The organism is Methyloterricola oryzae (genome assembly GCF_000934725.1).
Classification (GTDB): Bacteria; Pseudomonadota; Gammaproteobacteria; order Methylococcales; family Methylococcaceae; genus Methyloterricola; species Methyloterricola oryzae.
This window is the reverse complement of sequence record NZ_JYNS01000001.1, coordinates 237,372-261,724: the sequence shown is the minus strand read 5'-3', so window position 1 is coordinate 261,724 and position 24,353 is coordinate 237,372. Positions and strand designations below refer to the sequence as shown.

Annotated in this window: 26 protein-coding genes; 17 read left to right on the top strand and 9 right to left on the bottom strand. The window is 64.4% G+C overall.

From position 1 onward, the window contains the following. The first annotated feature begins 21 nt into the window (after nt 1–21). The gene (pdxA, locus tag EK23_RS01105) at nt 22–1,017 is read left to right on the top strand and encodes a 4-hydroxythreonine-4-phosphate dehydrogenase PdxA (protein WP_045223424.1); all 996 of its coding nucleotides are present in this window, start codon (nt 22–24) and stop codon (nt 1,015–1,017) included. Next, complete coding sequence (gene rsmA / locus EK23_RS01100) at nt 1,014–1,799, top strand: 16S rRNA (adenine(1518)-N(6)/adenine(1519)-N(6))-dimethyltransferase RsmA (RefSeq protein ID WP_045223423.1); 786 nt, start codon at nt 1,014–1,016, stop codon at nt 1,797–1,799. The genes pdxA and rsmA overlap by 4 nt, the downstream gene beginning before the upstream one ends. A 94-nt stretch (nt 1,800–1,893) precedes the next feature. On the opposite strand, the gene EK23_RS01095 is transcribed toward rsmA, so the two are convergent. Together EK23_RS01095 and EK23_RS01090 are read right to left on the bottom strand one after the other, a co-directional pair. Then, complete coding sequence (locus EK23_RS01095) at nt 1,894–2,172, bottom strand: Lpp/OprI family alanine-zipper lipoprotein (protein ID WP_045223422.1); 279 nt, start codon at nt 2,170–2,172, stop codon at nt 1,894–1,896. Nucleotides 2,173–2,297: 125 nt separating this feature from the next. Then, nucleotides 2,298–2,810, bottom strand: coding sequence for a L,D-transpeptidase family protein (locus EK23_RS01090; RefSeq protein WP_045223910.1), 513 nt, complete (start codon nt 2,808–2,810; stop codon nt 2,298–2,300). 135 nt (nt 2,811–2,945) lie between these two features. Here EK23_RS01090 and EK23_RS01085 point away from each other — a divergent pair, with 135 nt between their 5' ends. Then, a complete protein-coding gene (locus EK23_RS01085; protein ID WP_045223421.1) occupies nt 2,946–4,580 on the top strand; it encodes an alpha-D-glucose phosphate-specific phosphoglucomutase in 1,635 nt (544 codons plus the stop codon). 36 nt (nt 4,581–4,616) lie between these two features. Here EK23_RS01085 and EK23_RS01080 read toward each other — a convergent pair whose 3' ends face one another. Next, nucleotides 4,617–4,889 (bottom strand): hypothetical protein, encoded by a 273-nt coding sequence (locus EK23_RS01080; protein WP_052807793.1) that lies wholly within the window; start codon nt 4,887–4,889, stop codon nt 4,617–4,619. Between the two features lie 180 nt (nt 4,890–5,069). Here EK23_RS01080 and EK23_RS01075 point away from each other — a divergent pair, with 180 nt between their 5' ends. Beyond that, nucleotides 5,070–6,632, top strand: a complete 1,563-nt coding sequence (locus EK23_RS01075) for a cyclic-di-GMP receptor FimW-related protein (RefSeq protein WP_045223420.1) — start codon at nt 5,070–5,072, stop codon at nt 6,630–6,632. Here EK23_RS01075 and EK23_RS01070 read toward each other — a convergent pair. After that, complete coding sequence (locus tag EK23_RS01070) at nt 6,625–7,101, bottom strand: MEKHLA domain-containing protein (protein WP_045223419.1); 477 nt, start codon at nt 7,099–7,101, stop codon at nt 6,625–6,627. The genes EK23_RS01075 and EK23_RS01070 overlap by 8 nt on opposite strands. A gap of 82 nt (nt 7,102–7,183) precedes the next feature. Here EK23_RS01070 and sseA point away from each other — a divergent pair, with 82 nt between their 5' ends. After that, nucleotides 7,184–8,041, top strand: a complete 858-nt coding sequence (sseA, locus tag EK23_RS01065) for a 3-mercaptopyruvate sulfurtransferase (RefSeq protein WP_235281871.1) — start codon at nt 7,184–7,186, stop codon at nt 8,039–8,041. Nucleotides 8,042–8,052: 11 nt separating this feature from the next. On the opposite strand, the gene EK23_RS01060 is transcribed toward sseA, so the two are convergent. Further along, entirely contained in the window at nt 8,053–8,367 is a 315-nt protein-coding gene (locus EK23_RS01060) for a DUF2288 domain-containing protein (RefSeq protein ID WP_045223417.1), read from the bottom strand. 217 nt (nt 8,368–8,584) lie between these two features. On the opposite strand from EK23_RS01060, the gene EK23_RS01055 reads away from it, so the two are divergent. The 12 genes from EK23_RS01055 (at nt 8,585) to EK23_RS01000 (ending at nt 20,240) form a co-directional block, all read left to right on the top strand. Then, nucleotides 8,585–8,848 (top strand): phosphopantetheine-binding protein, encoded by a 264-nt coding sequence (locus EK23_RS01055; protein ID WP_045223416.1) that lies wholly within the window; start codon nt 8,585–8,587, stop codon nt 8,846–8,848. Between the two features lie 2 nt (nt 8,849–8,850). Continuing rightward, nucleotides 8,851–9,471 (top strand): COG4648 family protein, encoded by a 621-nt coding sequence (locus EK23_RS01050; protein WP_045223415.1) that lies wholly within the window; start codon nt 8,851–8,853, stop codon nt 9,469–9,471. An 8-nt stretch (nt 9,472–9,479) separates the two neighbouring features. After that, the gene (locus EK23_RS01045; protein WP_097990814.1) at nt 9,480–10,097 is read left to right on the top strand and encodes an outer membrane lipoprotein carrier protein LolA; all 618 of its coding nucleotides are present in this window, start codon (nt 9,480–9,482) and stop codon (nt 10,095–10,097) included. Nucleotides 10,098–10,100: 3 nt separating this feature from the next. Continuing rightward, nucleotides 10,101–12,416, top strand: a complete 2,316-nt coding sequence (locus EK23_RS01040) for an MMPL family transporter (protein WP_045223413.1) — start codon at nt 10,101–10,103, stop codon at nt 12,414–12,416. Next, a complete protein-coding gene (locus tag EK23_RS01035; RefSeq protein WP_045223412.1) occupies nt 12,413–13,606 on the top strand; it encodes a beta-ketoacyl-ACP synthase in 1,194 nt (397 codons plus the stop codon). Before EK23_RS01040 ends, EK23_RS01035 begins: the two co-directional genes overlap by 4 nt. Next, the gene (locus EK23_RS01030) at nt 13,603–14,358 is read left to right on the top strand and encodes a beta-ketoacyl synthase chain length factor (RefSeq protein WP_235281870.1); all 756 of its coding nucleotides are present in this window, start codon (nt 13,603–13,605) and stop codon (nt 14,356–14,358) included. The genes EK23_RS01035 and EK23_RS01030 overlap by 4 nt, the downstream gene beginning before the upstream one ends. A gap of 186 nt (nt 14,359–14,544) precedes the next feature. Then, on the top strand, nt 14,545–14,943 hold the full coding sequence (locus tag EK23_RS01025) for a hypothetical protein (protein WP_045223410.1): 399 nt from the start codon (nt 14,545–14,547) through the stop codon (nt 14,941–14,943). Between the two features lie 27 nt (nt 14,944–14,970). Beyond that, a complete protein-coding gene (locus EK23_RS01020) occupies nt 14,971–16,167 on the top strand; it encodes an NAD(P)/FAD-dependent oxidoreductase (protein ID WP_045223409.1) in 1,197 nt (398 codons plus the stop codon). A 12-nt stretch (nt 16,168–16,179) separates the two neighbouring features. After that, nucleotides 16,180–16,419 (top strand): phosphopantetheine-binding protein, encoded by a 240-nt coding sequence (locus EK23_RS01015; protein ID WP_045223408.1) that lies wholly within the window; start codon nt 16,180–16,182, stop codon nt 16,417–16,419. Then, nucleotides 16,416–17,717 (top strand): hypothetical protein, encoded by a 1,302-nt coding sequence (locus EK23_RS01010; RefSeq protein WP_045223407.1) that lies wholly within the window; start codon nt 16,416–16,418, stop codon nt 17,715–17,717. The genes EK23_RS01015 and EK23_RS01010 overlap by 4 nt, the downstream gene beginning before the upstream one ends. Then, nucleotides 17,674–19,143 carry an AMP-binding protein gene (locus EK23_RS01005; RefSeq protein WP_235281869.1) on the top strand — a complete coding sequence of 490 codons (1,470 nt, stop codon included), beginning with the start codon at nt 17,674–17,676 and terminating at the stop codon, nt 19,141–19,143. The genes EK23_RS01010 and EK23_RS01005 overlap by 44 nt, the downstream gene beginning before the upstream one ends. Beyond that, nucleotides 19,140–20,240: an acyl-CoA dehydrogenase family protein gene (locus EK23_RS01000; RefSeq protein WP_045223406.1), complete on the top strand. Its 1,101-nt coding sequence runs from the start codon at nt 19,140–19,142 to the stop codon at nt 20,238–20,240. Before EK23_RS01005 ends, EK23_RS01000 begins: the two co-directional genes overlap by 4 nt. A 74-nt stretch (nt 20,241–20,314) precedes the next feature. On the opposite strand, the gene EK23_RS00995 is transcribed toward EK23_RS01000, so the two are convergent. The 4 genes from EK23_RS00995 to EK23_RS00980 form a co-directional block, all read right to left on the bottom strand. Beyond that, entirely contained in the window at nt 20,315–20,614 is a 300-nt protein-coding gene (locus EK23_RS00995; RefSeq protein ID WP_145998519.1) for a DUF5658 family protein, read from the bottom strand. Between the two features lie 739 nt (nt 20,615–21,353). Beyond that, the gene (locus EK23_RS00990) at nt 21,354–22,433 is read right to left on the bottom strand and encodes a peptidoglycan -binding protein (protein ID WP_045223907.1); all 1,080 of its coding nucleotides are present in this window, start codon (nt 22,431–22,433) and stop codon (nt 21,354–21,356) included. Nucleotides 22,434–22,438: 5 nt separating this feature from the next. Then, nucleotides 22,439–23,503 (bottom strand): coiled-coil domain-containing protein, encoded by a 1,065-nt coding sequence (locus tag EK23_RS00985; protein WP_045223404.1) that lies wholly within the window; start codon nt 23,501–23,503, stop codon nt 22,439–22,441. 101 nt (nt 23,504–23,604) lie between these two features. Next, nucleotides 23,605–24,348 carry a phosphoadenylyl-sulfate reductase gene (locus tag EK23_RS00980; RefSeq protein WP_045223403.1) on the bottom strand — a complete coding sequence of 248 codons (744 nt, stop codon included), beginning with the start codon at nt 24,346–24,348 and terminating at the stop codon, nt 23,605–23,607. Between the last annotated feature and the right edge of the window lie 5 nt (nt 24,349–24,353).

Below are 24,353 nucleotides of genomic sequence, written 5' to 3'. Positions count from 1 at the left end.
TGCAGCAGGCTGATACGCGCCATGATCCCACGTATCCTCCTGACCTTGGGCGAGCCGGCGGGCATTGGGCCTGATCTCTGCGCGCTGATTTCCCGCCAATCATTTCCCTGTGAACTGGTGGTGGTAGGCGACCCGCAGGTACTTGAGGCGCGGGCGCGCATGCTGGGCGTCTCTTTGCAACTGCTGGACGCGGACCCGCGCCTTCCCGCGGTGCCACATCGGCCCGGCAGCCTGCGCTACCTGAAGGTTGATGGTGCCGCAGACACGCAGCCGGGCCGTTTGAGTCCCGGTCATTCCCACTATGTGCTGCGCAGCATCGAGGCGGCCGTGGAAGGTTGCCTCGCGGGTACCTATCATGGGGTGGTGACAGCGCCTGTGCACAAGGGCATCATCAACCAGGCCGGCATCGCCTTTTCGGGCCATACCGAGTATATCGCGGCGATGACAGGTGGCCATCCGGTGATGATGCTGGCGACCAAGGGACTGCGGGTGGCCTTGGCGACCACCCATTTGCCGCTCAAGGACATCAGCGCTGCGATTACCCGCGAAGTGCTGGAGTCGGTCGTGAGGGTGCTGGTCGGCGATCTGACGCGGCGCTTCGGGATCGCGCAACCGCGCTTGCTGGTGTGCGGTCTGAATCCCCACGCGGGCGAGGGCGGCCATTTGGGGCGGGAGGAGCTGGATGTGATCATCCCTGTGCTGGACGCCCTGCGTGGCGAGGGCATGGATCTGGTCGGCCCGCTCCCCGCCGATACCTTGTTTTTGCCGCGCAACCTGGAGAAAGCCGATGCTGTATTGGCCATGTACCACGATCAGGGCCTGCCGGTGCTGAAATTTGCCGGATTCGGCCAGGCCGTGAATGTGACCTTGGGACTACCCATCATCCGCACCTCGGTGGATCATGGGACGGCGCTGGATCTTGCCGGAACCGGAAAAGCCGAAACCGGGAGCCTGGAGGCGGCCATCAGCATGGCCATCGAGATGGCGCAGTTCGCGCAGGGCGGGACACCGGTTTGAGTCATAAGCCTCGAAAGCGCTTTGGCCAGAATTTCCTGCGCGATGACAACGTGGTGTTCGCCATCGTATCGGCTATCGCGCCGCGCAGCGATCAGCACCTGGTCGAGATCGGCCCGGGGCAGGGCGCGCTGACGCGGTTGCTGCTGGCCGAGGCGGGGCGGCTGGACGTGGTGGAGTTGGATCGCGATCTGGTGGCCGAGCTAGCTCGGCGCTTTTCCGGCGAGGCACGCTTGTCCGTGCATTCCGCCGATGCGCTGAAGTTCGATTTCAACTCGCTCAGTTCGGGAGAGAAGCTGCGCGTCGTCGGTAATCTGCCCTACAACATTTCGACTCCGCTGTTGTTCCACCTGTTCCAGCAGTCGGATGTCATCGCCGACATGCATTTCATGCTGCAAAAGGAAGTCGTGGACCGTCTTTGCGCCGCGCCCGGCGACAAGGAATATGGGCGTCTGGGCGTGATGGCACAGTATTACTGCGACATGCAGCCTTTGTTCGATGTGCCGCCGGAAAGCTTTTTCCCGCCGCCCAAAGTCATGTCCAGCGTGGTTCGATTGGTCCCGCACGCTCAGCCGCCGGTGGAGGTCGTTGTCGAGGCCTTGGGCAAAGTTGTAAGCGCCGCTTTTGGTCAGAGACGCAAGACCTTGCGCAATGCCCTGGGCACCCTGCTGACGGAGGAGGCCATCCGTGCTGCGGATGTCGATCCCGGGGAGCGGGCGGAAAACCTGTCGTTGGCGGATTATGCGCGTCTTGCCAAGCGAGTTGAGGATCAGGAATCCGGCTGAGGAAGTGCGGGGCGCCTGAAAATCAAAACCCCGGGCAGACTTGCGTCCGCCCGGGGTCTCGGATGAAAACCTTTGGGGTATGAACCCAGAGGTCTTATTTCATCATGGACTTCTTGAACATGCGATCCAGCTTGCTGTTCACTTCTTCTGCAGCTGCAGCAGCTCTGCGAGCGGAAGCGTCGGCGCTGGAGGCCTTGGATTCGGCAGCCTGAGCAGCGGACAGCGCTTCATCAGCGGTGCTCTTCACAGAGGAAACTTCTGCCTTCAGGCCGTCGACCTGAGACTGCAGATTGCTGAGATCGCCCTTGCTGGCGCAACCAACGGTCAGGCCGGCGGCTACCAGAATCACTGCGAGCTTGGTTACTTTCATCATATGCTTCTTTCCTTCTTTTCAAATGAAAGATTGTACAAAGTCATTCAATCCTTCCGGAGTGAACGGGTCCCAATGCCTAGTTTGCCGGGATTCCAGCAAGCTTTCCAGAACTATTTTAGCGCATTTCAGCGAATGACAACCAGGGTACCGCGGCGTACCCACTGACTGAGCCGGTCGATCTGCTGATTGGTCAGCGCGATGCAGCCGTGCGTCCAGTCGAAGTTCTCGTGCACCGTCGGATTGGCTCCCCCCAGCCCATGTATGCCGATCTGTCCTCCCAAAGGCGTGTTTTGCGGCGGAACCCCGTCACGGAGGTTGGCGCGCGCGATGGCCTGGAAGGTGTCCTCGCCGATCAGGCCGCCCGCAAAGGCGCGTTTGGCGTTGTCGAGATTGGGATAGGTGAAGCCAAAGAAGCGATGGTATTTGCTGCTCTCGTTAATCCAGCCTATGCGGTACTCGCCCAAGGGTGTCTTGTCGTCGTTACGCATCTTTTCGAAGCCGGCGCCGCGCCGGCCGATGGCAATCTGCGGAAAAACTTCTTTCTCAACAGGGCCGTCCATCACCTTCAACACACGCGGCTGGGTTTCCACCAGCAGCCAGATGTCCGGCGCGCTGTCTCCCGCAAAACTTGTGTTCATCCAAAACCACACGAAAGGCAGAAACAGGCGCGAATTCACATTACCTCCCCACATACAATACAATCTCAAGCATCCCAAAGGGTGTTGCACACATAATTATTTAAACCATTTCTTACTCGCTTGAAAATACGGGCCATGAAAACAGAATTTCGCACCACGTCGCCCTTTCCGGACCAGAAGCCCGGGACCTCCGGACTGAGGAAGAAGGTCAAGGTATTCCGTCAGCCCAATTATCTGGAAAATTTCGTCCAGTCCGTGTTCGACGCGCTGGGGGATGCCGCCGGCAAGACCCTGGTGCTAGGTGGTGATGGCCGTTACTTCAACCGCGAGGCCCTACAGATCATAGTCAAGATTGCCGCTGCCAACGGCGTCGGAAGGCTGCTGATCGGCCAGGGCGGTTTGCTGTCCACCCCGGCGGCCTCCTGTGTCATCCGCAAGCACAAGGCTCACGGCGGATTCATCCTCTCCGCCTCGCACAATCCCGGCGGGCCGGATGAGGATTTTGGCATCAAGTACAACGTCACCAACGGCGGCCCCGCGCCGGAAGCGTTCACCAATGCCGTCTACGCGCGCAGCCGGGAGATCACCGAGTACCGGATCGCCAACGTACCAGACATCGATCTCGACCGCCTGGGCGAAATCAAGGTGGGCGAGATGGCCGTGAGCATCATTGATCCGGTCAGCGACTACGCCGCGCTCATGGAGCATCTGTTCGATTTCAAGCTGATTTCCTCATCGCTGAAGTCGGGTTCCATAACGCTTTGCTTCGATTCCATGCACGCCATCACAGGCCCGTATGCGCGGCGTATTCTGGAGGACGAGCTGGGCGCTGCCGCGGGTTCGGTGATCAATGCCGAACCACTGGAGGACTTTGGCGGCGGTCATCCCGACCCGAACCTGGTGCACGCCCACGAACTGGCGGAACTGATGTACAGCGCCAAGTCGCCCTCACTGGGCGCGGCCTCCGACGGGGACGGCGACCGCAACATGATCATGGGCGATCATTTCTTCGTTACGCCGAGCGACAGCTTGGCGGTTTTGGCGGCGAACATTCACCTGTTGCCCGGATATCACGATGGCCTGCGGGGGGTCGCCCGTTCCATGCCAACCAGCCAGGCTGTGGACCGGGTCGCCCGGGCCATGGGCATCGAATGCTACGAGACGCCGACGGGATGGAAGTTCTTCGGCAACCTGCTGGATGACCGCAAGATTACCTTGTGCGGCGAGGAGAGCTTCGGGACCGGCTCCGACCATGTGCGCGAGAAGGACGGCCTCTGGGCCGTGCTGTGCTGGCTGAACCTGATTGCGGTGCGCAAGCAGTCAGTGGCGGACATCGTGCGCGAACACTGGCGCCGCTTCGGTCGGGACTTCTACTCTCGACACGATTATGAGGGCGTGGAGACCAGCGTGGCGGAGGGCATCATGGCCCATCTGCGCGAACAGTTGCCGGGCCTGCCGGGTAAGCAATTCGGTGAATATACGGTCAGCTATGCCGATGATTTCCGCTACGAGGACCCCGTGGACGGCAGCATCAGCGAGAAACAAGGTGTGCGCATCGGTTTCGAGAACGGCTCGCGCATGGTGTTCCGTTTATCCGGTACCGGAACCGAGGGCGCCACGTTGCGTATCTATCTGGAACGCTACGAGCGCGATCCCGCTCTGCACGGCCAGGATACCCAGGAAACCCTGAGCGAATTGATCGCCCTGGCCGAGACCTTGAGCGAAGCAAAGCGGCGCAGCGGCATGGCCAAGCCCACGGTCATTACCTGAGGCTGAGGCTTTGCGGCCAAACCCTCGGGTCCTGGCTCAAACCGCGTAGTCGGATTGGATGTGGCCGTTGTCGTCAATGTGCAGGCGCAGCCTGCCAAAGCGGTTGCGGCGGTCCGCCACGCAACCAGCGCCTTCCATGATGACTTCGTCGAAACGCACAGTGATTTCGACTTGGTCCGCGCTGCGGCTTTCCACGTGGAAATGCAGGGAATCGTTGTCGATCCAGCCGTTCTGCGCGCAGAACCGGTGCAGTTCGCGGGTGTGTAGCAGATATTCATGAATAGCTGTCGATAGGTCGTTGGCGTTCACCTGTGACTCCGGGTTGTGGCTCCGCCAGCGCGGGTGCCTTGTGGATGATTGGGTACGGCGCGGTCTGGAGCGCGTCCTCTGCATTCCTGATCGGTTGTTTCGGGGTGTGCCTGCATCCATCCCAGCCCCTGCTATTGTAGAGCCTAAGTATGACTCCGCGTTGACGCCATGAGGGCCGACATGCCAGACAGCGCAGTTCCCGCCTTACCCTTCGATCCCTCACCGGAAGCCGCCACGGCGTGGTTGGCGGCGCTGCCGATAGACAATTCCCGGGAACGCTGCAAGTTCCTGTTCGCCGGCTTGCAGGCCCTCAACGCCAGCCGATTGTCCCCCTTGCTGCATTTGCAGGTTCTTGAGCGTCTGCGGCCCATGGTGGAGCTGGAATCGGGCCAGCTATTGAATAGTGTTCACGGAAAGCCCTTGCCCATGGATGAGCGCGTACGCAAAGCGGCCAAGCTGAGTGCGCAATTTCAACTGGAACTGGCGCGCGGCTTTGAAATTCTGTCTCAGGCCTGGCCAGAGGTCGAGGACGAAGGCAGCCGGGCGGGGTTACTGCATGGCGCTATGTTGGCTTACGAGCAGTACCTGCTCCGATTGGCACTGATGTACGAGTCCGCGCCCTCCAAACTGTGGGCGGGTGTGCACGCCCTGTTTCAGTTGGCCGCGAAGGACGGACTGGAGGAGCGCAAGGAGTTAGGGATCGGCGCCGTGTTCAAGCGACTTTTGGCGTTTCGGCTTGCCTGTGCGACACGTCTGGAGCAGGGTGACGCCCGCCTTCTGCACGAACTGCTGTGCGAGCATGGAGAACTGCTGAACTTGAGCTCGGAGCCGGTCCTCGATGGCGGTGGCGCAGACTTCGCCGTGGACCTCAATTCGGGAGCCTTGCCGGGGCCTGTTGTCTCTGGCAACAGCGTGGCCCCGGAGCGTCGCTATTTGTTCACCGGCGTATTCCGCCGAAAGCTGGCGCAACTGATGCAGGCGTCCACGCCGAAGGCCGGGCGCCTCGATGAGGCGCTCGCGTCCCGCTTGATTGTAAGACTCGGCGGTTTGCCCGCCTGCGCGCCGGAACAGAAAGGCCGCCAGGCCATGGTGGTGGGGGGGCTGGAGGCGATTTCGCGCGTTGCGGCCAAAGCCGCGCGCCTCAAGAGCGCCGGGGGAGGCTGGGCTGGAGCGGGGGACCTGGAGTTGTTGCCGCTGAGCGATTACGGCGGGGCCGGACCGGTTGCGCAGTCGAAATCCAGCGGGGAGTTCGCTGCCGACGCAAGCCGGAAGGTGTCCGCTCCGGTTGCGACTGGCGCTATCTTCGGTCGCGCGGAGGGAGAATACCCATGTGCCGTCATGCGCGCGGAAATTCCCGGACTTTATCTGCTGGAGACGGCGACGGCGCTGCGCTCGGGTCACCTGGCGGCGCTGAACACGGATAATACCCTGCTGCAGGTGGGCGTGGTCGGCGCTTCCCGCGCCCAGGGCGGTGGCCGTTTATATGCATTCGAACTGGTGGCCAACGACGTGCGCCCGGTGCGCGTGTTCAGCGGTGCCCTGTCGGCGCCGGTGAATGGATTGCTGGCGCCTGCCAGCCGGGATGCAGCGGACATCAGCCTGATCATCCCGCCCAGCAAGCTGCGCAATGGCAGCGTGCTGGAGTTGGAAAGCGGCGGCCGTCGCAGTGCCTATTGCATCCGCAGGCTTCTGGAATCCACCGGCGAATTTACTCAACTGGAACTGACGCCTGCGGCTACATGAACTTCCAGTGCGGGAACATGACGGCCTGTCCGTAGGGATAGCCCTCGGGCGTCAGCAGGTTCCAGATGACGGCATCCTCGATCAAAAAACGGCGGCCTCTTCGGCCGATGCGGATGCCGCGATAATTTTCCACGAATCCCTGCCGGGTCACTTCGGCCATCACCGCGGCGCGGGCTTCCCGCAGAGCCGTTTCGGCAGACATGCGCGAGGGCAGGCTGGTGAATTCGTCCCAACTCATGGCGAACAGGGCCAGCCCGGTCTGATTGACGTAGTTGAACACGGGATCCTTGCCGGTGTCGTGCGAGGCAACGACGAAGGGGGCTTCGAAGATATATCGAGCCGCCTCCAGGTCCGTCATGCGCGGCGGTACGAGTTCTCGCCCGGTCCAGTGGCGCAAACTGTTGCGTAGGATGGCCACATGCTCGGCGAGAAAGCCGTTGTCCTCGCGCGGCTCGGGAAATTGGCTCATGGATGGGTTTGCCTCTGGCGTTGGCGGGGCTTTGGCTCTGGCCTGCCCTCTTCGTTGATATTCATTTTAGTGAAGGAATCCGATGATGCACGAATTATCGACCACGCCGCTGGTGAGTTGCGAGTGGCTGCAAGAGAACCTTGCCAGGCGCGACCTTATTGTCCTGGACGCGAGTTTCTTTCTCCCGAACCAGGGCCGCAATGCAGCGGAGGAATTTGCGCGGGAACATATTCCCGGCAGCCGCTTCCTCGACATCGATGCGGTAGCCGACCGCGCTTCGCTCCTGCCGCACATGCTGCCGTCGCCGGAACAGTTCGCCCAGGCGGCTGGCGGCATGGGCATCGGCAACCATACCCACGTCGTGGCGTACGACAGCAATAATTTCATGGCCTCCGCCCGCGCCTGGTGGATGTTCCGGATATTCGGGCACGATCGCGTCTCGGTCCTGGACGGCGGATTCCGCCGGTGGCGCGCGGAGGGGCGGCCCGTGGACACCAAACCGGTGGTTCCCGAGATCCGGGAATTTTCGGCTGCTTTTCGGCCGCAGTTGGTCGCGGACCTGGCCAGGATCAGGCAGGCCATGGTCGAGCCGGCGGCCCAGATCGTCGACGCCCGCTCCGCCGGGCGTTTCGCCGGCACTGAACCGGAACCCCGCGCGGGGCTGCGTTCGGGGCACATTCCGGGCAGCCTCAACCTGCCTTACCGGGATCTGGTCGATGACGCCAGTTTTTGCCTCAAGCCTGCCGAAGAGTTGCAAATGCGTTTTCAGGCGGCGGGCCTTGATCTGGCGCGACCTGCCTACACCACGTGCGGCACCGGGGTCACGGCCGCGATCCTGGCCCTGGGCCTCCATTTGCTTGGCAAGGAGGACGTGGCGGTTTACGACGGCTCCTGGACCGAGTGGGGCGGCCGCGAAGACACGCCCGTCAGCACGGGTTAAGCGCGCCCGGTCTAGGTTTCTGTGCCCGGCTCGATTTCCTGCACCAGCAGCCAGGGCGCGACCACCACACCCCAGAACACCGCCTGTCGGCGGTTCCAGCCCTCGGCGTCCTCGACGCTGGCGCGCGCCACCTGACCCGATGCAAACCAGGGCATGACGCGCTCGCGGTCGTCCGCCGCGAAGCAGGCAGCCACCTCGACAAGGTCCAGTTCAGCAGCCACCCGCACCACCGCGCCGCGGGCAAAATGCCGCTGGATTTCAGGCCAGGCGAGCCGGCCGGTTTCCCGGTTGAGCCGTTCGCGCAGGGGCAGGTCTTCGTCGTGCATGTTTGTCTCGCTGAAGCGTGGTCGTTGGCCTCAATATACAACACACGCCGTGCCGGCGGGCCTGGATGTGCGGCCCTGGCGCGGTGGGTGAATCGTGTAAAATAGGGCGAGCGCAAGCGTGTTCACATGCCTTGCCAAGCGCTGACCGATTTGTATGTCGACCCTGCCCCATGGCTCCCGGGGCAGGAGCAGGGGATTGATCTGAAGAGATGGCCTGATGCCAGAGAACTTGATTGAAGAACTGAAGACCATGCTGATCGAGGGATTGCGGCTGGAGGACGTGGCGCCGGAGGATATCGCGCCCGATGGCGCGCTGTTCGGTTCCGGCTTGGGCCTTGACTCCATCGACGCGCTGGAGATCGGCGTCATGCTGGACCGCCGCTACGGCGTGAAGATCACCTCGGGTGACGAACGCAATCCCCAGATATTTGCCTCGCTCAATGCCTTGGCCGAATTCGTGGCCAGCAACCGCACCCGCTGAACGTGTTGAAGCGGATCAGGGCTGTCGCCGTCGTCCTATTCGTCCTGGCTTACCCGTTTCTCAGCGCCTACTGGGTGCGCCAGGGCTGGAGCGCAGGCGTGCTGCTGCTGTTTGCGGGACTCTGTGCGTGGCGCGGCTTCAAGGCCAGCCAGAATGCCTTCCGTCTAGGCTACGCCGCGGGAGCCTTGCTGCTGACGCTGGGCGCCCTGATCGCGGGTGACGCCGCCGCGCGCCTGATCCCCGCCGTGGTTTACGCCTTTCTCGCCGGACTTTTTGGCTACACCCTGAACTCGCCCCCGTCCTTGTGTGAGCGCCTGGTGCGCCTGCAGTTCCCCGAGTTCCAGCCTGGCATTGCGGAATACCTGGTGCAACTGACCTGGGTGTGGGCCGGGTTCTTCGCCGTCAACGCCATCGCTTGCGCAGTTCTTGCCCTGATGGGCAGCGAGGAGGTATGGACCTTCTATACCGGCGTGGTGGTCTACCTGCAGATGGGTGTCCTCGCGGCCGGCGAATTTCTCTACCGCCCTTTCCGCTTTCCCGATCTGGAGATTCCCGGGCCGCTGGCCACCTTCCGGGCGATCGCGGCCCAGGCGCCTCGGGTATTCCGCGACGTCGAGCGATGAAACGGCGCATGCTGTTCTGCCTGGCGGCCTTGGCGCCCGGATACGCGATGGCCGCGGAAGCCGACTGGGGCCTGTTGCAGCAGCGCCTGCATCAGGCCGGACCGGCGGAGTTCCGCTACGAGGAGACCCGCAGCCTGGAACTGATGGCGAAGCCCTGGCATGGGCAGGGGTATCTGCTTTCCGGCTCCGATGGCAGCCTGGTGAAACTGCAGTTGTCACCCCAGCGCGTGATCATGGCCATCAGCGGCCCGAGCATGTATTACTACGATCCGGGGCAGGGCCAGCGCCGTTCCGCCGCGCTCAGCTACGCGGGCGATGCCGCGGAGCAGATCCGCGTGTTCCGCGCCATCCTGCAGGGCCGGCCCGAGGACCTGCGGGCGCGCTACGACCTTACCGCCGAATCCCGCGGCGAATCATGGCGGCTGCGGCTGTCCGCCAAGACGAAAACAGCTGGTTCTGCCCTGGAGTCCGTCGAGATTGCAGGCGGCGCCGACCCGCTGGGGCGGCAGGTGTCGATACGCCAGGCCGATGGGGAAACAACCGAATACCGTCTCGAAAAAACCGGCGAGGGCCAGGCCCTGGAGTTTTCGGTCCAGAGACTGCTGCAGGAAGCCGCCGGAGACTGATCCTTGTCCTTCGCCTGGCGCAAGCGCCTGTTCATCCTGGTTTTTCCCCTGCTGCTGGCGTTGACCTACGGGCAATTGCGGGTCGAAAGCGATCTGAACGCCTTCTTCACCGCCACCGACAGCGAGGATTCCGCCCTGCTGGCGGGCCTGCTGCAATCGGGTGAAATGTCCCGGCGCTATCTGGGCCTGGTGGCGGGGGCCAATGGGGATACCCAAGGCACCGGCGCCATGACCGATGCGCTGATGCAAAAGCTGGAGCGGCTGGATGGGGTGGAGCGCGCCTGGCGCATGGACCAACCGCCGCGGGAATGGGCGAACGCCGTGCAGGCCTATGCGCCCTTCGGCCCCCTGATCTTCAGCCTGGACCCGGGTTCCGAAAGCACGCTGTTCGATCCTACCCGCTTGGCGCAACGAGCCATGGGTTTGCAGCAGGCGCTGCTGTCGCCCCAGGGCGGTTTCCTCAAGCCCATCCTCAAGCAGGACCCGCTGCTCCTGTCCTTGCAGGGCTTTCGCGGCCTGGAGGGGATCATGCAGGGCGAGGGCAGCGCCGGGCGCTTCGTGCTGCAGTCTCATGCGCCTTCCCTGAACGTGGCGGCCCAGGCGCAGTTGCAGGCGGCCATCCGCGGCGAGTTCGACCGGCTCAACGCGGAACGGGGCGGGGCGTACCGGCTGAGCATGACCGGCATCCCGGTGTTCACCGTCGCCACCAGCGAGGCCATCGGCCGGGATGTCACCCTGGTGTCCGTGGTTTCCAGCATCGGTGTCACCCTGGTGTTCCTGCTGCTGTTTCGCTCCTTCGCCGCCTTGCACTGGATGCTGTTGATTCAGGCGGCTTCCTTCGCCGCTGGCGCCCTGACCACCGCCCTGGTGTTCGGTCGGGTGCACAGCCTGACTCTGGCCCTGGGCGCCAGTCTCATCGGCATCTGCACCGATTATCCCATCCATGTGCTGGTGCACAGCGCCAAATCCCGTTTCGTTTCGCCTCTGCAGGCGGCGAAGCTGGTGTGGACCAGCCTGGTAATGGGCGGATTGACCACCGTGATCGGTTACGGCGCCCTGGGTCTGACCGGCTTTCCTGGGCTGGAGCAGATTGCCGTGTTCGCGGCGGGCGGCATCGCCGCGTCGCTCTTCCTGACGCGCTGGGTGCTGCCGGCCCTGCTCGGCAAAGCCAGGCTGCATCCCGCGCATCTGCCGGGAATTCACGCCTGGGTGCTGCTGTGCGCGCGCTACCGCCGGCCGCTGGCCTGGCTGCTGCTCGGACTGAGCTTGGCCGCGCTGGCGGCGCTGCCGCGTATGCGCTGGATGGATGATCTGCAGAAGCTGTCAGTGGACATGAGCACGCTGCGGCAGCAGGACGCACTGATCCGCGCCGGCACCGGTAGCATCGAGCCGGGCCGCTTCGTGCTGATTCAGGCACCGGACCTGGAATCGGCCCTGCAGCGCAGCGAAGCGGCGGAGCGCCGCCTGAGGATTCTCAAATCCGAGGGTGGACTGGCCGAGTATCGCGGCATTTTTCCCTGGCTGGTGTCCGCGTCCCTGCAGCAGGTCAATGGGGAGGTCTATCGCGCCGCCCTGACGCCGCAGTATCGGGAGGCTTGGCGCGAAGCCTTGGCCACCGCCGGACTCTCCGTGGAAAAGCTGGGCGCGCTGCCGGATCTTCCCGCAGGGGCCATGCTCACGCCGGAAGCGGCACTGGCGGGCGAGGCGGTGAAAGCGATACTCTCCGGCCAGGTGATCCGGCAGAACGGGCGGGTTGCCCTGGCCATCTGGCTCGGCCACCACGATCCGGCCAAGGTCGAGGCCGCCCTGCACGGCCTGGACGGGGTGCGCTACTTCAGCCAGCGCGATGTCATGAACCGGGTGGCCCAGCAGCACCGGGACCGTTCCCTGGAAATGCTGGGCTGGGGCATCCTGGTCATGGCGGGGCTGATCTGGCTGCAGCAGCGCAGCCTGCGGCGCGTGGCCCTGACCCTGCTGCCCACTCTTGCCTCGGTGCTGTTCATCATGGCCGCCTGGGCGCTGGTGGGGGAGGAAGTCAGCTTCCTGCACGTGATCGGCCTGCTGCTGTCGGTGTCCCTTTGCGTGGACTATGGCATCTTCTTCATGGACAACCGGGTGCACGACACCGATATCACCTACCACGCCATCGCCTCGTCCACGCTGACCACCCTGGCCTCCTTCGGCGCCATGGCCCTGGCGCGCACGCCGACCCTGCCCATCCTGTCGGTGTCCGTCACCCTGGGCGTCACCCTGGGGTTCCTGCTCTGCCCACTGCTGGTGAGCGCTGACCGCAGCCGGGTTTCCAGGGCCACGTCATGATCGAACCGGTCGCCATCACCGCCTACACCTGCATCAGCGCCGCGGGGGACGGCGTGGAAGCCTTGTGGCAGGCGCTGGTCGATAACCGCTGCCGCCTGTCGTCCCTGAAACTGTTCGAACTGCCCTTCGAGACCGTCGTCGGCGCGGTCAAGACGCCGTTGCCCGAAGTTTCTGAACGCTTGGCGGCCTATGGCTGCCGCAATGCGCGCCTGGCCCTGAAAGCTCTCAACCAGGACGGCTTCCGCGCCCGGGTGGAGGAGGCTATGGATCGCTACCAGCGCGAGCGCGTGGGCCTGGTGCTGGGCACCAGCACGTCCGGCATCTACGACTCCGAGGCCGTCTACACTCGGTTCCTGGAAACCGGCACCATGCCTTCGGACTTTCATTTCATGCGCCGTCACGCCGCCCAGGCCACCGCCGAGTTCCTGGCCCTGGAACTGGGGCTCGCCGGTCCCAGCTATGCCATTTCCACTGCCTGCTCATCCAGCGCCAAGGCTTTGGCGGCGGGGCAGCGTCTGATCTCGGCCGGGGTGTGCGATGCGGTGCTGGTGGCAGGCGTCGACACCCTGTGCCGCCTGACCTTGCGCGGCTTTCACAGCCTGGAGCTGATCGACCCGCAGCCCTGCAGGCCCATGGACAGTTCACGGCGGGGCATCAATATCGGCGAGGGCGCGGGGATGCTGCTGTTGGAACGGCGGGCTGCGGCCAATGCCGGCGCGCCATTCTTGCTTGCGGTGGGCGAATCCTCCGACGCCCACCACATGAGCGCGCCGCATCCGGATGGGGCCGGAGCGGCCCGCGCCATGGCCATGGCCTTGGAGAGGGCGGGCGTGTCGCCGGAGTCGGTGGACTACATCAACCTGCACGCCACCGCGACGCCGCTCAATGACCAATCCGAGGCGCGCGCGGTGACGCAGATGTTCCCGAAGCCGCCCCCCTGCAGCGGCGTGAAAGGTCTGCTGGGCCACACCCTGGGCGCCGCCGGGGCGGTGGAGGCCGTCGTCAGCCTGCTGGCCCTGGAGCGCGGCCTGTTGCCCGGTACCTGCGGATTCCGGGAACTGGGCGTGGACAGCGCCTTGCCGGTGCTGGGCGACCCGCAAGCGGGCGCGCGTCCCCGCCATGTGCTGAGCAATGCCTTCGGCTTCGGCGGCAACAATGCCAGCGTGCTGTTGCGGTCGGGAGGGGCATGATGGAGCGCATGAGCCTGTTGGGATATGCGGTCTGCGGTATCGGTTTGGAGTCGGACGCACTGCCCTTCGACGTGGGTGGCATCGACCGCGATGCCATGCCCGCCGGTCTGCGCCGGCGCGCCAGCGAGGCGACCCAGTTGGCCTTCAGCGCCGCCGCCCGCGCCTGCAGGGAAGCCGCACGCTCACCCGCCGCACTGCCCTCGGTGTTCGCCAGCGTGGGCGGCGAGATGCAGGTCACCGACCAATTGTGCATCGAACTGGCCAAGCCGGAAGGTCTCGTCTCGCCCACGGCATTCCACAATTCGGTGCACAACACCGCCGCGGGTTACTGGACCATCGTTCACGGGTGCCCGGAACCGGCAACTGCATTGGCTGCCGGGCATGACACGTTTGCTCTTGGATTGCTGGAAGCCTGGTGCCAGCTGAGCTGCAACGGCGGTGAGCTGCTCGTGGTCTGTTACGATGAGCGCTGGCCCGGCTACCTGGCGCCGCCTCTGGGCCGTGTGGCCGTGGCCAGCGCTATGGTTTTGGCGGCAGGGGATGTGCCTGAGGCTCTGGCGCACTTGGGAAAGCCCTGTCCGATCGGTGCGAGCGGTAATCGCGCGGAGTTCTCAAATCTGCTGGAAACGGCCCCGGCGGCCTGGGCCTTGCCTCTGTTGCAATCGGCGGCATTGGGCGAAGCCGGCCCGGTGGCGCTGTCGGGCAACGGCTGGGTAGGGGATCTGTTGCTTGCGACGTCTGCTGCCGCTTAGGTCTTCCAAATCTCTTTCACGCAGGCGTAGCGGTGACAACCGCAAAGGACACGCAAGGGTTCGGCCGGATGCTTCGCCGCCTATCACAACGCCTTACTCTGCGCGCAGCCGCGTTATAATTCCAAATTCCGGCGGCCACGCAGCCTGTGCCTGGCCATCAGTGGAATGCCTAGAAGGAGATCATGAATGAAGAACCCTACGCCCGGACTCGTGCTGCTTGCTGTTGTACTCGGTGTCAGCGGCTGCGCCAGCTCCAAAAAGGAAGGCCCCTCGGCCAGCCAGGCCAGCGATGAGGAGTCGCGCATCGTCGGCAGCATACCCGCCAGCAGTCCCTGGTCGAAGCTCAAACTGGGCATGACCAAGGGCATGGTGCACGAAATCATCGGCCCGCCTTCCGACGAAATGACCTACAGCACCGGCAAGATGTGGATTCCCTTCTACTTCGGCAAGGACGTGGCGCGCCTGGAGGAGATGTACAAGGGCCAGGGGCGCATCACCTATACCGGCATGGGCGTGGGCGGCACCAACTACAAGGTGTACCGCATCGTCTACGACACGACGGAGGACGGTCATCCGGACCGTTGATGGCCTGTCGGTCCCTGGAGTCTGAAGGTGCCGGCAACGCGCTTCGATTATGACGTGACCGTGGTGGGCGGTGGGCCCGCGGGCTCCACCGCGGCCACCTTGCTGGCCCAGCATGGTCACCGCGTGCTGCTGCTGGAGCGCGACAGCCATCCGCGTTTTCACATCGGCGAGTCCATGCTGCCTTTGAGCGAGCCGGTGGTGGAGCGCCTCGGCATCGACTGGAGCGCCGGCAACCAGTTCAAGAGCGGCGCCCTGTTCATGGACGAAGCCGTGGGGCGCCAGATTTTCTTTCCCCTGAGCCGTCAGCGCCGCACCTACCAGATCGAGCGCGGACCTTTCGACGAGTTGCTGTTCCGCAATGCGGCGGCCCAGGGTGTCGAGACCCGCGAAAACGAGAAGGTGCTCAAGGCCGACTGCGCGGAGGAGGGCGTGACCGTGAGCACCCAAGCGGGCAGCCACCGCAGCCGCTATCTGGTGGACGCCAGCGGCCGCAGCGCCTTCATGGGCCGGGCGCAGGGCGGCATCGCGCGCATCTCCAACCTGGGGCAGTTCGCTGTCTTCAGCCATTACCGTGACATTCCCCGGAACGACACGGCCGATGAACTGTTCCGCACCGGGACGATCTATATCCCTGTGGTGGATATCGGCTGGATCTGGATCATCCCCTTGAGCGGCCGTCGCCTCAGCGTCGGCCTGGTGGTTCAGAAAGCGCGCCCCGCCGGCAGCGTGGAGGACCTGTTCCGCCGCTATCTGGGCCAGTCGCCCGTCCTGCGTCAACTGCTGGAGGGCTCGGAGCAGGATGCCCCGATTCGCACCGAGGCGGATTTCAGCTACACCAACCAGACCCGCTATGGCCTGCGCTACGCCTGCTGCGGGGATGCCGCCGGATTCCTGGACCCGGTGTTTTCCTCGGGCGTGTTCCTGGCCTTCACCGGCGCGGCGCGGGTGGCGGACCGAGTGCACCAGGGCCTGGTTTCGGGCACTGAGGCCGACCCGCAACTGCACGCGGGCGATGACGATGAATATCTGCTGGGCTTCAACACCATGCGCGTGTTCGTGGAGCGCTTTTACCAGTCCGACATGGTGCATAACCTCTTCTTCGAGGCCGACCAGCACCCGCAATTACGGGACGAGATCGCCCAGCTCCTTGCCGGCGATTTGTGGAGCGGTGTCAATCATTTGCAGAACCGTCTGTTGGCAGGCCGGCATGCCAGCCACTGGTAGTACATGGAATCCATGAAGGAAAAACTGAGGGCATTCATTTTCAGCGAGCTGATCTATCACGAGGCGCCGGAAGCCTTCGGCGACGCGGACGATCTGCTGGAAGCGGGGCTGGACAGCATGGGCATCATGCGCCTGGTGATGTTCGCCGAGAAGGAGTTCGGCGTCACCCTGCCCGACAACGAGATCGAGCCCGAGAACGTGCGCAGCCTCAGCGCGCTGGAGCAGTGGATCACCCGCACGGCTTCGGCATGAGCGAAACGCCGCGCTGGTTCAATCCGGCCGATTATTTCACCTTTGTCCTCGATCAGGAGATCCGCGCCGCCGGAATGCCGGGGGGCTACTGCGGCTTCGTGCTGGAACTGGAGGGCACGCCGGACCTGGCCCGTCTGCAGGCGCGACTGGACCTTTTGGCCGAGCGCTTTCCTCAGGCCACAGCGCGCCTGGAGCGGAGGGGAAAGCGCCATGCCTGGGTGCCCTCGGGTGAGCGCATCGCGCTGATGGTGCACCCCGGCGCCGATCTCGAGGCCTGCCGCGCCGTCGCCGTGGAGCTCCTCAATCGGCCGGCGCCCCTCAACCAGGCGCCGCCCTTGAGCCTGCACTGGATAGCCGGCGACAGCGGTGGCCTGCTCATGCTGCAGTGGCTGCACCCCTTGCTGGACGCTACCGGCGGCAAGCTCCTGTTGGAGTTCCTGTGCAGCCAGGATCCGGATCGCTACCGCGATGGGCCGTCACTCATCGGCGAACGCCTGGCGAAGTGGAGCTTCTGGAAGAAGGCGGCCTTATTCCTCAAGGCCAAGCGCCACAACGATCGGTGCAATCGCCTGGACAGTTGCCTGCCGACCCGTTCGGAAGCCGGTCCACAAACCCTGCACCTGCGGCTGCGGCGCTACAGCGCGGAAGAATCACGGCAGATCAACGCCCTGGCGCAGCAGACCATGGGCCTGGCGGGCAAGACGCTGTACACCATCGGTAGTTTCATGCGCGCCATGGAACTGGCGGGTCCGCCCGCGGCCAAGGCCGGCTACTGCGTGCCCTATGCCTTCAACCTGCGCCGGCAGAACGCGCCGACGCCGGTCTTCGCCAACCATGTCAGCTGTCTGTTCGCGCGCGCCACCCGGGCGCAGGCGGCGGACCGCGCCACGCTCATGGGGCATCTGCTGGCTGATTACCGGCGCACCATCGCCGAGGAATTGGACTATGCCTATCTGCCCTCCATGTGGATGGGCCAGTGGCTCTCGCCCGAGCGCTACGCCCGGCTGCTGCGCAAGCAGCACAGCGGCGGGGAACTCAGCAGCCTGTGGTTTTCCGATGTGGGGGAGCAACGCTTCGGCCATGGCGAGTTCCTGGGCGCGCGGGTTCTGGGCGTGTTCCATCTGTGCTGGATGACCCTGCCACCCGGGCTTGCCCTGCTGGTCGGGCAGGCCAACGGCCAGATCACCCTGTCCTTCAACTATTTGAAGCCGGCGGTGGACGAGGCCTGGCTGGAATGCCTGCTGGCACACATGGATGCTGAACTGCTGGGGGGGGCTGCGCCCGGGCATGTTGCTTGATGCCTTCCTTGGACGCTGCGCGACGGCCCCGGAAGTCCTGGCGGTTACGGAGCCGGGAAGGGCGCTAAGCTACGGTCAGTTGCTGGCGGCAGCAGTTGCGCTGGCGCAGGCGCTGCGAAGCCGGGGAGCGGAGCCCGGCCAACGGGTTGCCGTCTGCCTGGACCGCGGCATCGATGCGGTCATCGCCGTGTTCGGCAGCTTGCTGGCCGGCTGCTGTTATGTACCGCTGGACATCCGCAGCCCGCCGGCCCGCCTGCGCCGCATGCTCGAAGACGCCGCGGCGGCCCCGGTGATCGGCGCCGGGGATGCTCCGGACTGGCTGGAGAACGCACGCTGGCTGGACCTGAATACCGCCCGCCTGCCTAGTCTCACCGGTTTCGAACGGAAGCCGGTGGAAGCCTCCGAACCCGCCGCAATTCTCTATACCTCAGGTTCCAGCGGAACCCCGAAGGGTGTCGTGCTCAGCCACGGCGCGGTGCAGGCGTTTGCCGCGTGGGCGTCGGACCTGCTGGCGTTGCGCCCGGAGGATCGCATCGTCAGCAGCGCGCCGTTTTTTTTCGATCTGTCCACCTTCGATCTCTACGCCGTGCTGGGCCGCGGCGCGAGCCTGCATTTCCTTCCCTCCGGGCTGACCCTGGCGCCGGCCCGGCTCAGCGCCTGGCTGCGCGAGCAGGCCATCAGCGGTTGGTACACCGTGCCCTCCCTGTTGTCTTTCCTGGCCTACAAGGGCAATCTGCCAGACACTCCTTTGGATGCCTTGCGCTTCCTGGTGTTCGCCGGCGAGGTGTTTCCTGCGCCGGCACTGATGGCGCTGGCCGAGGCTCTGCCCGAGGTACGGCTGTATAATTTCTACGGACCTACGGAAACCAACGTGTGCTGCCATTGGCAGGTGGAGCGTTCGCGGCTGCGGCCGGACCAAGCCATTCCCATCGGCTTCCAGGCGGCGGGGGACGAGCTGAGACTGGTGGACGGGGAATTGTGGGTGCGCGGCCCGACACTGGCGAGCGGGTATCTGTCCGGGGGACGTGTGCAAGCCCTGTGCGATGCGGAGGGCTGGTATGCCACCGGGGACCGGGTGAGCCTGGGGCCGGACGGCGCGTACCGGTTTCACGGCCGGATGGGCCGCATGCTCAAGTGCTCGGGTTATCGCGTCGAGCCCGCCGAGATCGAACAGGCGGCCTTGCGGGTTGCGGGCGTCCGCGCCTGCGCCGCGGTGGGCATCGACGATCCTGCGGCCGGACAGCGCCCGGTGCTGGCACTGTGCCTGGAATCACCAGCGGTGCTGGTTGAGGTGAGAACCATGTTGAAACACCAATTGCCTGCCTACATGCAGCCGGTGCGCTGGCTGCAACTGGACGAGTTGCCCCGGTTGTCCACCGGCAAGCTGGATTACGCGCGCCTCAAGACCCTGGCGGCCGGATCATGAGCAGCGAGGACGTATTACCGCAAGCCGCTCCGGACGGGGAAAGCCGGCTGCGCCAGCGTTTTCGCAAGGTGGCGGAGCAGGGCATTCTCGGGCATGCCGTGCCCATGGCCTTCGGCGGTCTCGGCGACGGCTTCGGCGAGCTCTACAAGGCGCACCGGCTGCTGGGCAGGGCCTGCCGCGATCCCGGCCTGGTGCTGGCGGTGAATGCGCATCTGTGGGGGGCGGTGTTTCCTCTCCTGCAGCATGGTAGCGAGGACCAGAAACAGGAGCTGCTGCCCCGGCTGATCAGCGGCGAATGGCTGGCGGGTCATGCCATCACCGAGCCCAGCGGCGGTTCCGACGTGCGGGCGATGGCCACCCGCGCCGAGCCGGTGGCGGATGGCTTTCGCCTGAGCGGCGAGAAGCGCTACATCACCAATGTGCCGCTGGCCGACTGGCTGGTGGTCTACGCCAGGCTGCAGGAGGGCATCAGCGCTTTCCTGGTATCGGCGCGGGATGCCGGCTGCCGCATGACACAGGACGGCGCGGTGCGTGCCTGCCGCGGCAGCGCCACCGGTTCGGTCCTGCTGGACGGCTGCCTGGTGGGCTTCGACCGCCTGCTGGGCAAGGCCGGCGCGGGCGGGTCCATGATCCAGCGCGCCCTGGAACTGGAGCGCAGCTTCGTGTTTGCCGGCATCGCCGGCGTGATGGAGTGGCAGTTGGAGCAGGTGGTCACCCACAGCCGCGAGCGGCGTTCCCGGGGCGTGCACCTGGGTCATCATCAGGCCATCAGCCACCGCATTGCCGACATGAAGTTGCGCCTGGACACCATCGATCTGTGGCTGCGGGAGTGCGTCCGGCTGTGCGAAGCGGGCCAGCGCATCAGCCTGGTTTCGGCCCAGACCAAGCTCTTCGCCTCGGAGGCTTTCCTGCAATCAAGCCTGGACGCGGTGCAGATCCTCGGCGCGAAAGGCCTGGAGCAGAGCGGATCGGGCATGCAGGAACTGGTGCTGGATGCCATGGCCGGGAGGCTGTTTTCCGGGAGTTCGGAGATTCAGAAGAACATCATCGCCGCGCTGCTGGGGACAGGGGAAGGCTTTCGCGGCAAAGGACGGTGAGCAAATACGAACCGGCCCGATGCGCGGGCCGGCGTTTCACGGCTGTTTCAGTGTTTCAATTCTGTTTCTGGCGCTCAGGCGACCACCAGCAGCACGTTCTGCGTCACCACATAGGAATAGAAGATGACGCTTGAGGCCAGGGTGGCGGTGATCCAGCGGCTCTTGGACCGGCGACGGTCGAAAAACATGAAGATAATGAAGGCCATGCCACCGGCCTTGAGCAGGGGGATGGCGCAGCCCAGGCCGATTACGTCGGCGCAGTAGTTGAGGACCGGGTTGGCTTCCGCCACATCGAAAAACGTCAAGCCGAGGTAGGTGATCACGCCGTCTGCAACATGCAGGAGCCCGAATAAAACTATCAGTAAAGCGTCCACGGAAGTCTCCAAAAGACCCGGCTCAGGACCAGCCTCCAATAGGCTGCAACCCTTGACGGGCGGTCAAAAACGAAGCTAAACGGTCCACGCGAAGTTCGGGCATCCTGACGTCTTAATGAAGCTATTTTCCTTGCTCCGAACCTTTCGTGGGGACTTTCCAGGGCACGGGCTATCGACGCGTTCGCCAATGTCGGAGGCGTGGCGGTGAACCGTTGTGCCCTGCCGCTGACTACCAGTCCCGCAGATGGGCGGACGACACTTTTTTGCCACGTCTGAAATATTATTGGCAGAGTTCGTGCCAAGTTGAGGGCTGCACCGCTATCGGGTGGAATTTTCGTGCCCAGAGGCTCAGGTGACCGAGGCCCTGAGGCCGGATGTGTAAAGGATTTCGCTGACGGAAAGCATGGTTTTTGGGCGGGGAGCAGCGCGGGCCCGTCAGGCTCCCTGAAAGGCGCGTATGCCAGGAATTGCCTGATATTCGGGCAACAATCGCATCAATTTGGGGTTCATTGTGCGGCAAATGGCGCAATTGTGCCGTCGTTTCACCTGATGCATCCGTCCTTGCGATGGCTTGTGGCTCCCCGCACGGTTATCAGCGTTGGGGAAAACGTGCAACCTAGTCAATGGTTTGCCTGGCTTTGTCGGGTCTCGTTCATATTTCACCGGAATTTACAGCTGGTGTGTCGCATGTCTTACAAGGGCATGCACCGCAATAGCGCGGATGTTGCAAACCCACGTTTCAGCGGTTGGTCAGTTGCAGCTCGATACGCCGGTTACGGGCGTAAGCGTCCGGCGTATCCGCCGTGTCGAGTGGCTGGAACTGGCCGAAACCGTTGGCGGACAGGCGCTCCGCCGGGATGCCCTGGGCCGTCAGGTACTTGACGATGGCAACGGCGCGCGCGGTGGACAATTCCCAGTTGGAGGGAAAGCGCTCCGTGTTGATGGGCAGTTTGTCCGTATGACCGTCGATGCGCAATACCCAGTCGACGCCCGACGGGATCTTGGCGCTCAGTTCGCGCAGGGTACTGACTAGTTGCGCAAGGCGCGCCTCGGCGGGGGCGCCGAGATCGGCGGAAGCGGATTCGAACAGGATATCCGTGGGCAGCACGAAGCGGTCGCCCACCACGCGCACATCGGGCCGGTTTCCTAGGGCCTCGCGCAGCTTGCCGAAGAACTCCGAGCGGTAGCGCTCCAACTGGCTGACCCGGTTGGCCAGCGCCAGGTTCAGCTGCTTGCCCAGATCCTCGATCTTGAGGTCTTTGGCCTGAACGTCCTTGTTGGCGACATCCAGGGCTGCGGCCAGTTTCGCCAGTTGCTCGTTGAGGGCGGCGATCTGCCGGTTCAGCAGCTCGACCTGGGCTGTGGCCTGGGCATTCAGTTCGGTCTGTTTCACCAGTTCCTGCTGGTTGCCCTGGAGTTCGGTGCTCATGCGCGCGATCTCCGCCTCCAGTTGCCGCTTCAACTCGCTCAGGGCAGCGACGTTGGCCGTCAGGGCCTGGGATTCGGCGGTGGTCCGGTCCAGCGACTGGCGCAGTTGATCGCGCTCGTTCGCCGTCTGCCCCAGGGATGCGCTGAGTTCCGCCATCCGCTTGTCCAGGGATGCCCGAGCTTCTTCGCTCAGGGACAGGGTGCGCGCCAGTTCAGCCACTTTGCCCTGCAAGGCATCCAGGGCCCGGTTCTTGCCGGCCAGGGTGTCCGAGAGCACGAACTGGCCGATGGCGAAGATCAGCAGCACGAAGATCATCACCATGATCAGGGAGGTGAGCGCGTCGACGAATCCCGGCCAGATATCGAGAGCGCGCCGCCGGCGCCGGGCCAGGCTGCTCAGGACGCGGCCTCGCGGCGGTGCTGCGGGTCCATGGCGGCGGCAATGGTGCGCGTCATCAGGCGCAGTTCGGCGCGCAGATCCTCGGATAATCGGGATTCGCCATGGGGTTGGCTCGCCAACTGGCGCAAGGCGGCCTTTAAATCTTCCTGCACTTCGATGGCGGCCTGGCGCTCGCGGGCGTCGCGCCCCAGCAGTTCGTTGAGGCGCCCGAGCTGGCTTGCCAACTCGGCCAGTTGTTCGTTGCCGCTGCGGTGCTCGCGCTCGTTCTCGCCCATGGCACGCTGCATGCGTTCCAGGCCGTCCGCGGTCTGCTCCAGCAGGGCCTGCACATAGGCGGGCACCGATGCCTCGGCTTCCAGGGCGCTGCCCGAGGAGAGGTGCGTCATCCCCGACAGCCATTCCTCCAGTTCGTTGTAGAAGCGGTTCTGCGCGTGGCCGGCCTGCAGGTCCAGGAAACCGATGACCAGGGAGCTGGCCAGTCCGAAGAGGGACGTGGAGAAGCTGGTGGACATGCCGCCGAGGGGTTCCTTGAGGTTCTCCTTCAGGGCACCGAACATGGACACGGCATCGTTGCCGACGTTCAGGGTGCCGATGATGTCGGCGACCGAGCGGATGGTGACCAGCAGTCCCCAGAAGGTGCCCAGCAGTCCCAAAAAGATCGCCAGGCTGATGAGGTAGCGCGACAGGTCGCGGGATTCCTCCAGGCGCAGTTGCACGCTATCCAGGATGGTGCGCATGGAAGGCGCCGACAGGGCGGCGCGCCCGCGCTCGCGCCCCGCCAGCATGCGCGCCATGGGCGCCAGCAGGCGCGGCTTGCCGGCCAGGGCGCGTTCCGGGTTGGAGCGGCGGTAGGATTCGATCCAGTCCACTTCGCGGTTCAGCACCAGCACCTGACGGATGTTGACGATGATCCCCGCGGCCAGCACGGCCAGGATGACGCCGTTGAAAAAGGGGTTGGCCGCGAAGATGTCCGCCAGCCGATGAATTACCAGAAAGGCCAGGGCGGCGACAGCGCCAAGGAAGGCTGACATCCAGATGAGAACGCGGGAGGGGTTACTCATGGCAGAAGGGTCGGATTCGGGTCATGCAGGGCGGCCGGGTGGTTGGCGTTGCTGCATCTTGACCCGCTGGAGCGGCCCGCGTCAAATGCCGTCCCGGCTTTTCAGGCGTTCTCCGCGCCTTGCTTGAGGTTCCCCGCATGCAGGCCGCATTCCTTTTTTGCCGCGTCTTCCCACCACCAGCGTCCCTGGCGCTCGTGCTGGTTGGGCAGCACCGGCCGGGTGCAGGGTTCGCAACCGATGCTGACGAAGCCCTGGCGGTGCAGTGCATTGTAGGGCACGTCGTAGGCTTCGATGTGGTCCCAGACCTGCGCGGAGGTCCAGTTGGTCAGTGGGTTGAACTTGACCAGCGAATGCTCCGGCGTGGTGAAGGCGCCGTCCAGTTCCACCTCGGCCACCGCCTCGCGGCTGGGACTCTGATCGCGGCGCTGTCCGGTGATCCAGGCGTCCAGTTGAGCCAGATGCCGGCGCAAGGGCGAAACCTTGCGAATGCCGCAGCATTCCTGGTGGCCGTCCCGGTAGAAGCTGAACAGGCCCTTGGTGCGCACCAGGACTTCCAGTTCGCGGTGATCGGGGCTGAGGATTTCCAGTTGTATGGGATAGCGCTCGCGCACCTGTTCGATGAAGCGGTAGGTTTCCGAATGCAGCCGTCCCGTGTCCAGGGTGAACACCCGGATGCCGGGCTTCAGCTGGCTGGCCATATCGATCAAGACCACGTCCTCGGCGCCGCTGAAGGAGATGGCGATATTATCGAAGCTGGCCAGCGCCGCCTTGAGGATGGTCCTTGGGTTCTTGCCCGCCAGTTCCTGCTGCAGGGATTCCAGGTTCAATGGTGTTTCAGCGTTCATGGTTT

Excerpts from the sequence above, each read along its gene's own strand:
- EK23_RS01030 (WP_235281870.1), top strand. The coding sequence starts at position 13,603 with ATGATGGAGCGCATGAGCCTGTTGGGATATGCGGTCTGCGGTATCGGT.
- EK23_RS01060 (WP_045223417.1), bottom strand. The coding sequence starts at position 8,367 with ATGCACGACGAAGACCTGCCCCTGCGCGAACGGCTCAACCGGGAAACC.
- EK23_RS01025 (WP_045223410.1), top strand. The coding sequence starts at position 14,545 with ATGAAGAACCCTACGCCCGGACTCGTGCTGCTTGCTGTTGTACTCGGT.
- EK23_RS00985 (WP_045223404.1), bottom strand. The coding sequence starts at position 23,503 with ATGAGTAACCCCTCCCGCGTTCTCATCTGGATGTCAGCCTTCCTTGGC.
- EK23_RS01095 (WP_045223422.1), bottom strand. The coding sequence starts at position 2,172 with ATGATGAAAGTAACCAAGCTCGCAGTGATTCTGGTAGCCGCCGGCCTG.
- EK23_RS01070 (WP_045223419.1), bottom strand. The coding sequence starts at position 7,101 with ATGAGCCAATTTCCCGAGCCGCGCGAGGACAACGGCTTTCTCGCCGAG.
- EK23_RS01045 (WP_097990814.1), top strand. The coding sequence starts at position 9,480 with ATGCTGTTCTGCCTGGCGGCCTTGGCGCCCGGATACGCGATGGCCGCG.
- EK23_RS01005 (WP_235281869.1), top strand. The coding sequence starts at position 17,674 with ATGCTGAACTGCTGGGGGGGGCTGCGCCCGGGCATGTTGCTTGATGCC.
- pdxA (WP_045223424.1), top strand. The coding sequence starts at position 22 with ATGATCCCACGTATCCTCCTGACCTTGGGCGAGCCGGCGGGCATTGGG.
- EK23_RS01090 (WP_045223910.1), bottom strand. The coding sequence starts at position 2,810 with ATGAACACAAGTTTTGCGGGAGACAGCGCGCCGGACATCTGGCTGCTG.
- EK23_RS01075 (WP_045223420.1), top strand. The coding sequence starts at position 5,070 with ATGCCAGACAGCGCAGTTCCCGCCTTACCCTTCGATCCCTCACCGGAA.
- EK23_RS01010 (WP_045223407.1), top strand. The coding sequence starts at position 16,416 with ATGAGCGAAACGCCGCGCTGGTTCAATCCGGCCGATTATTTCACCTTT.
- EK23_RS00980 (WP_045223403.1), bottom strand. The coding sequence starts at position 24,348 with ATGAACGCTGAAACACCATTGAACCTGGAATCCCTGCAGCAGGAACTG.
- EK23_RS01000 (WP_045223406.1), top strand. The coding sequence starts at position 19,140 with ATGAGCAGCGAGGACGTATTACCGCAAGCCGCTCCGGACGGGGAAAGC.
- sseA (WP_235281871.1), top strand. The coding sequence starts at position 7,184 with ATGATGCACGAATTATCGACCACGCCGCTGGTGAGTTGCGAGTGGCTG.
- EK23_RS01035 (WP_045223412.1), top strand. The coding sequence starts at position 12,413 with ATGATCGAACCGGTCGCCATCACCGCCTACACCTGCATCAGCGCCGCG.
- EK23_RS01085 (WP_045223421.1), top strand. The coding sequence starts at position 2,946 with ATGAAAACAGAATTTCGCACCACGTCGCCCTTTCCGGACCAGAAGCCC.
- EK23_RS01055 (WP_045223416.1), top strand. The coding sequence starts at position 8,585 with ATGCCAGAGAACTTGATTGAAGAACTGAAGACCATGCTGATCGAGGGA.
- EK23_RS01015 (WP_045223408.1), top strand. The coding sequence starts at position 16,180 with ATGAAGGAAAAACTGAGGGCATTCATTTTCAGCGAGCTGATCTATCAC.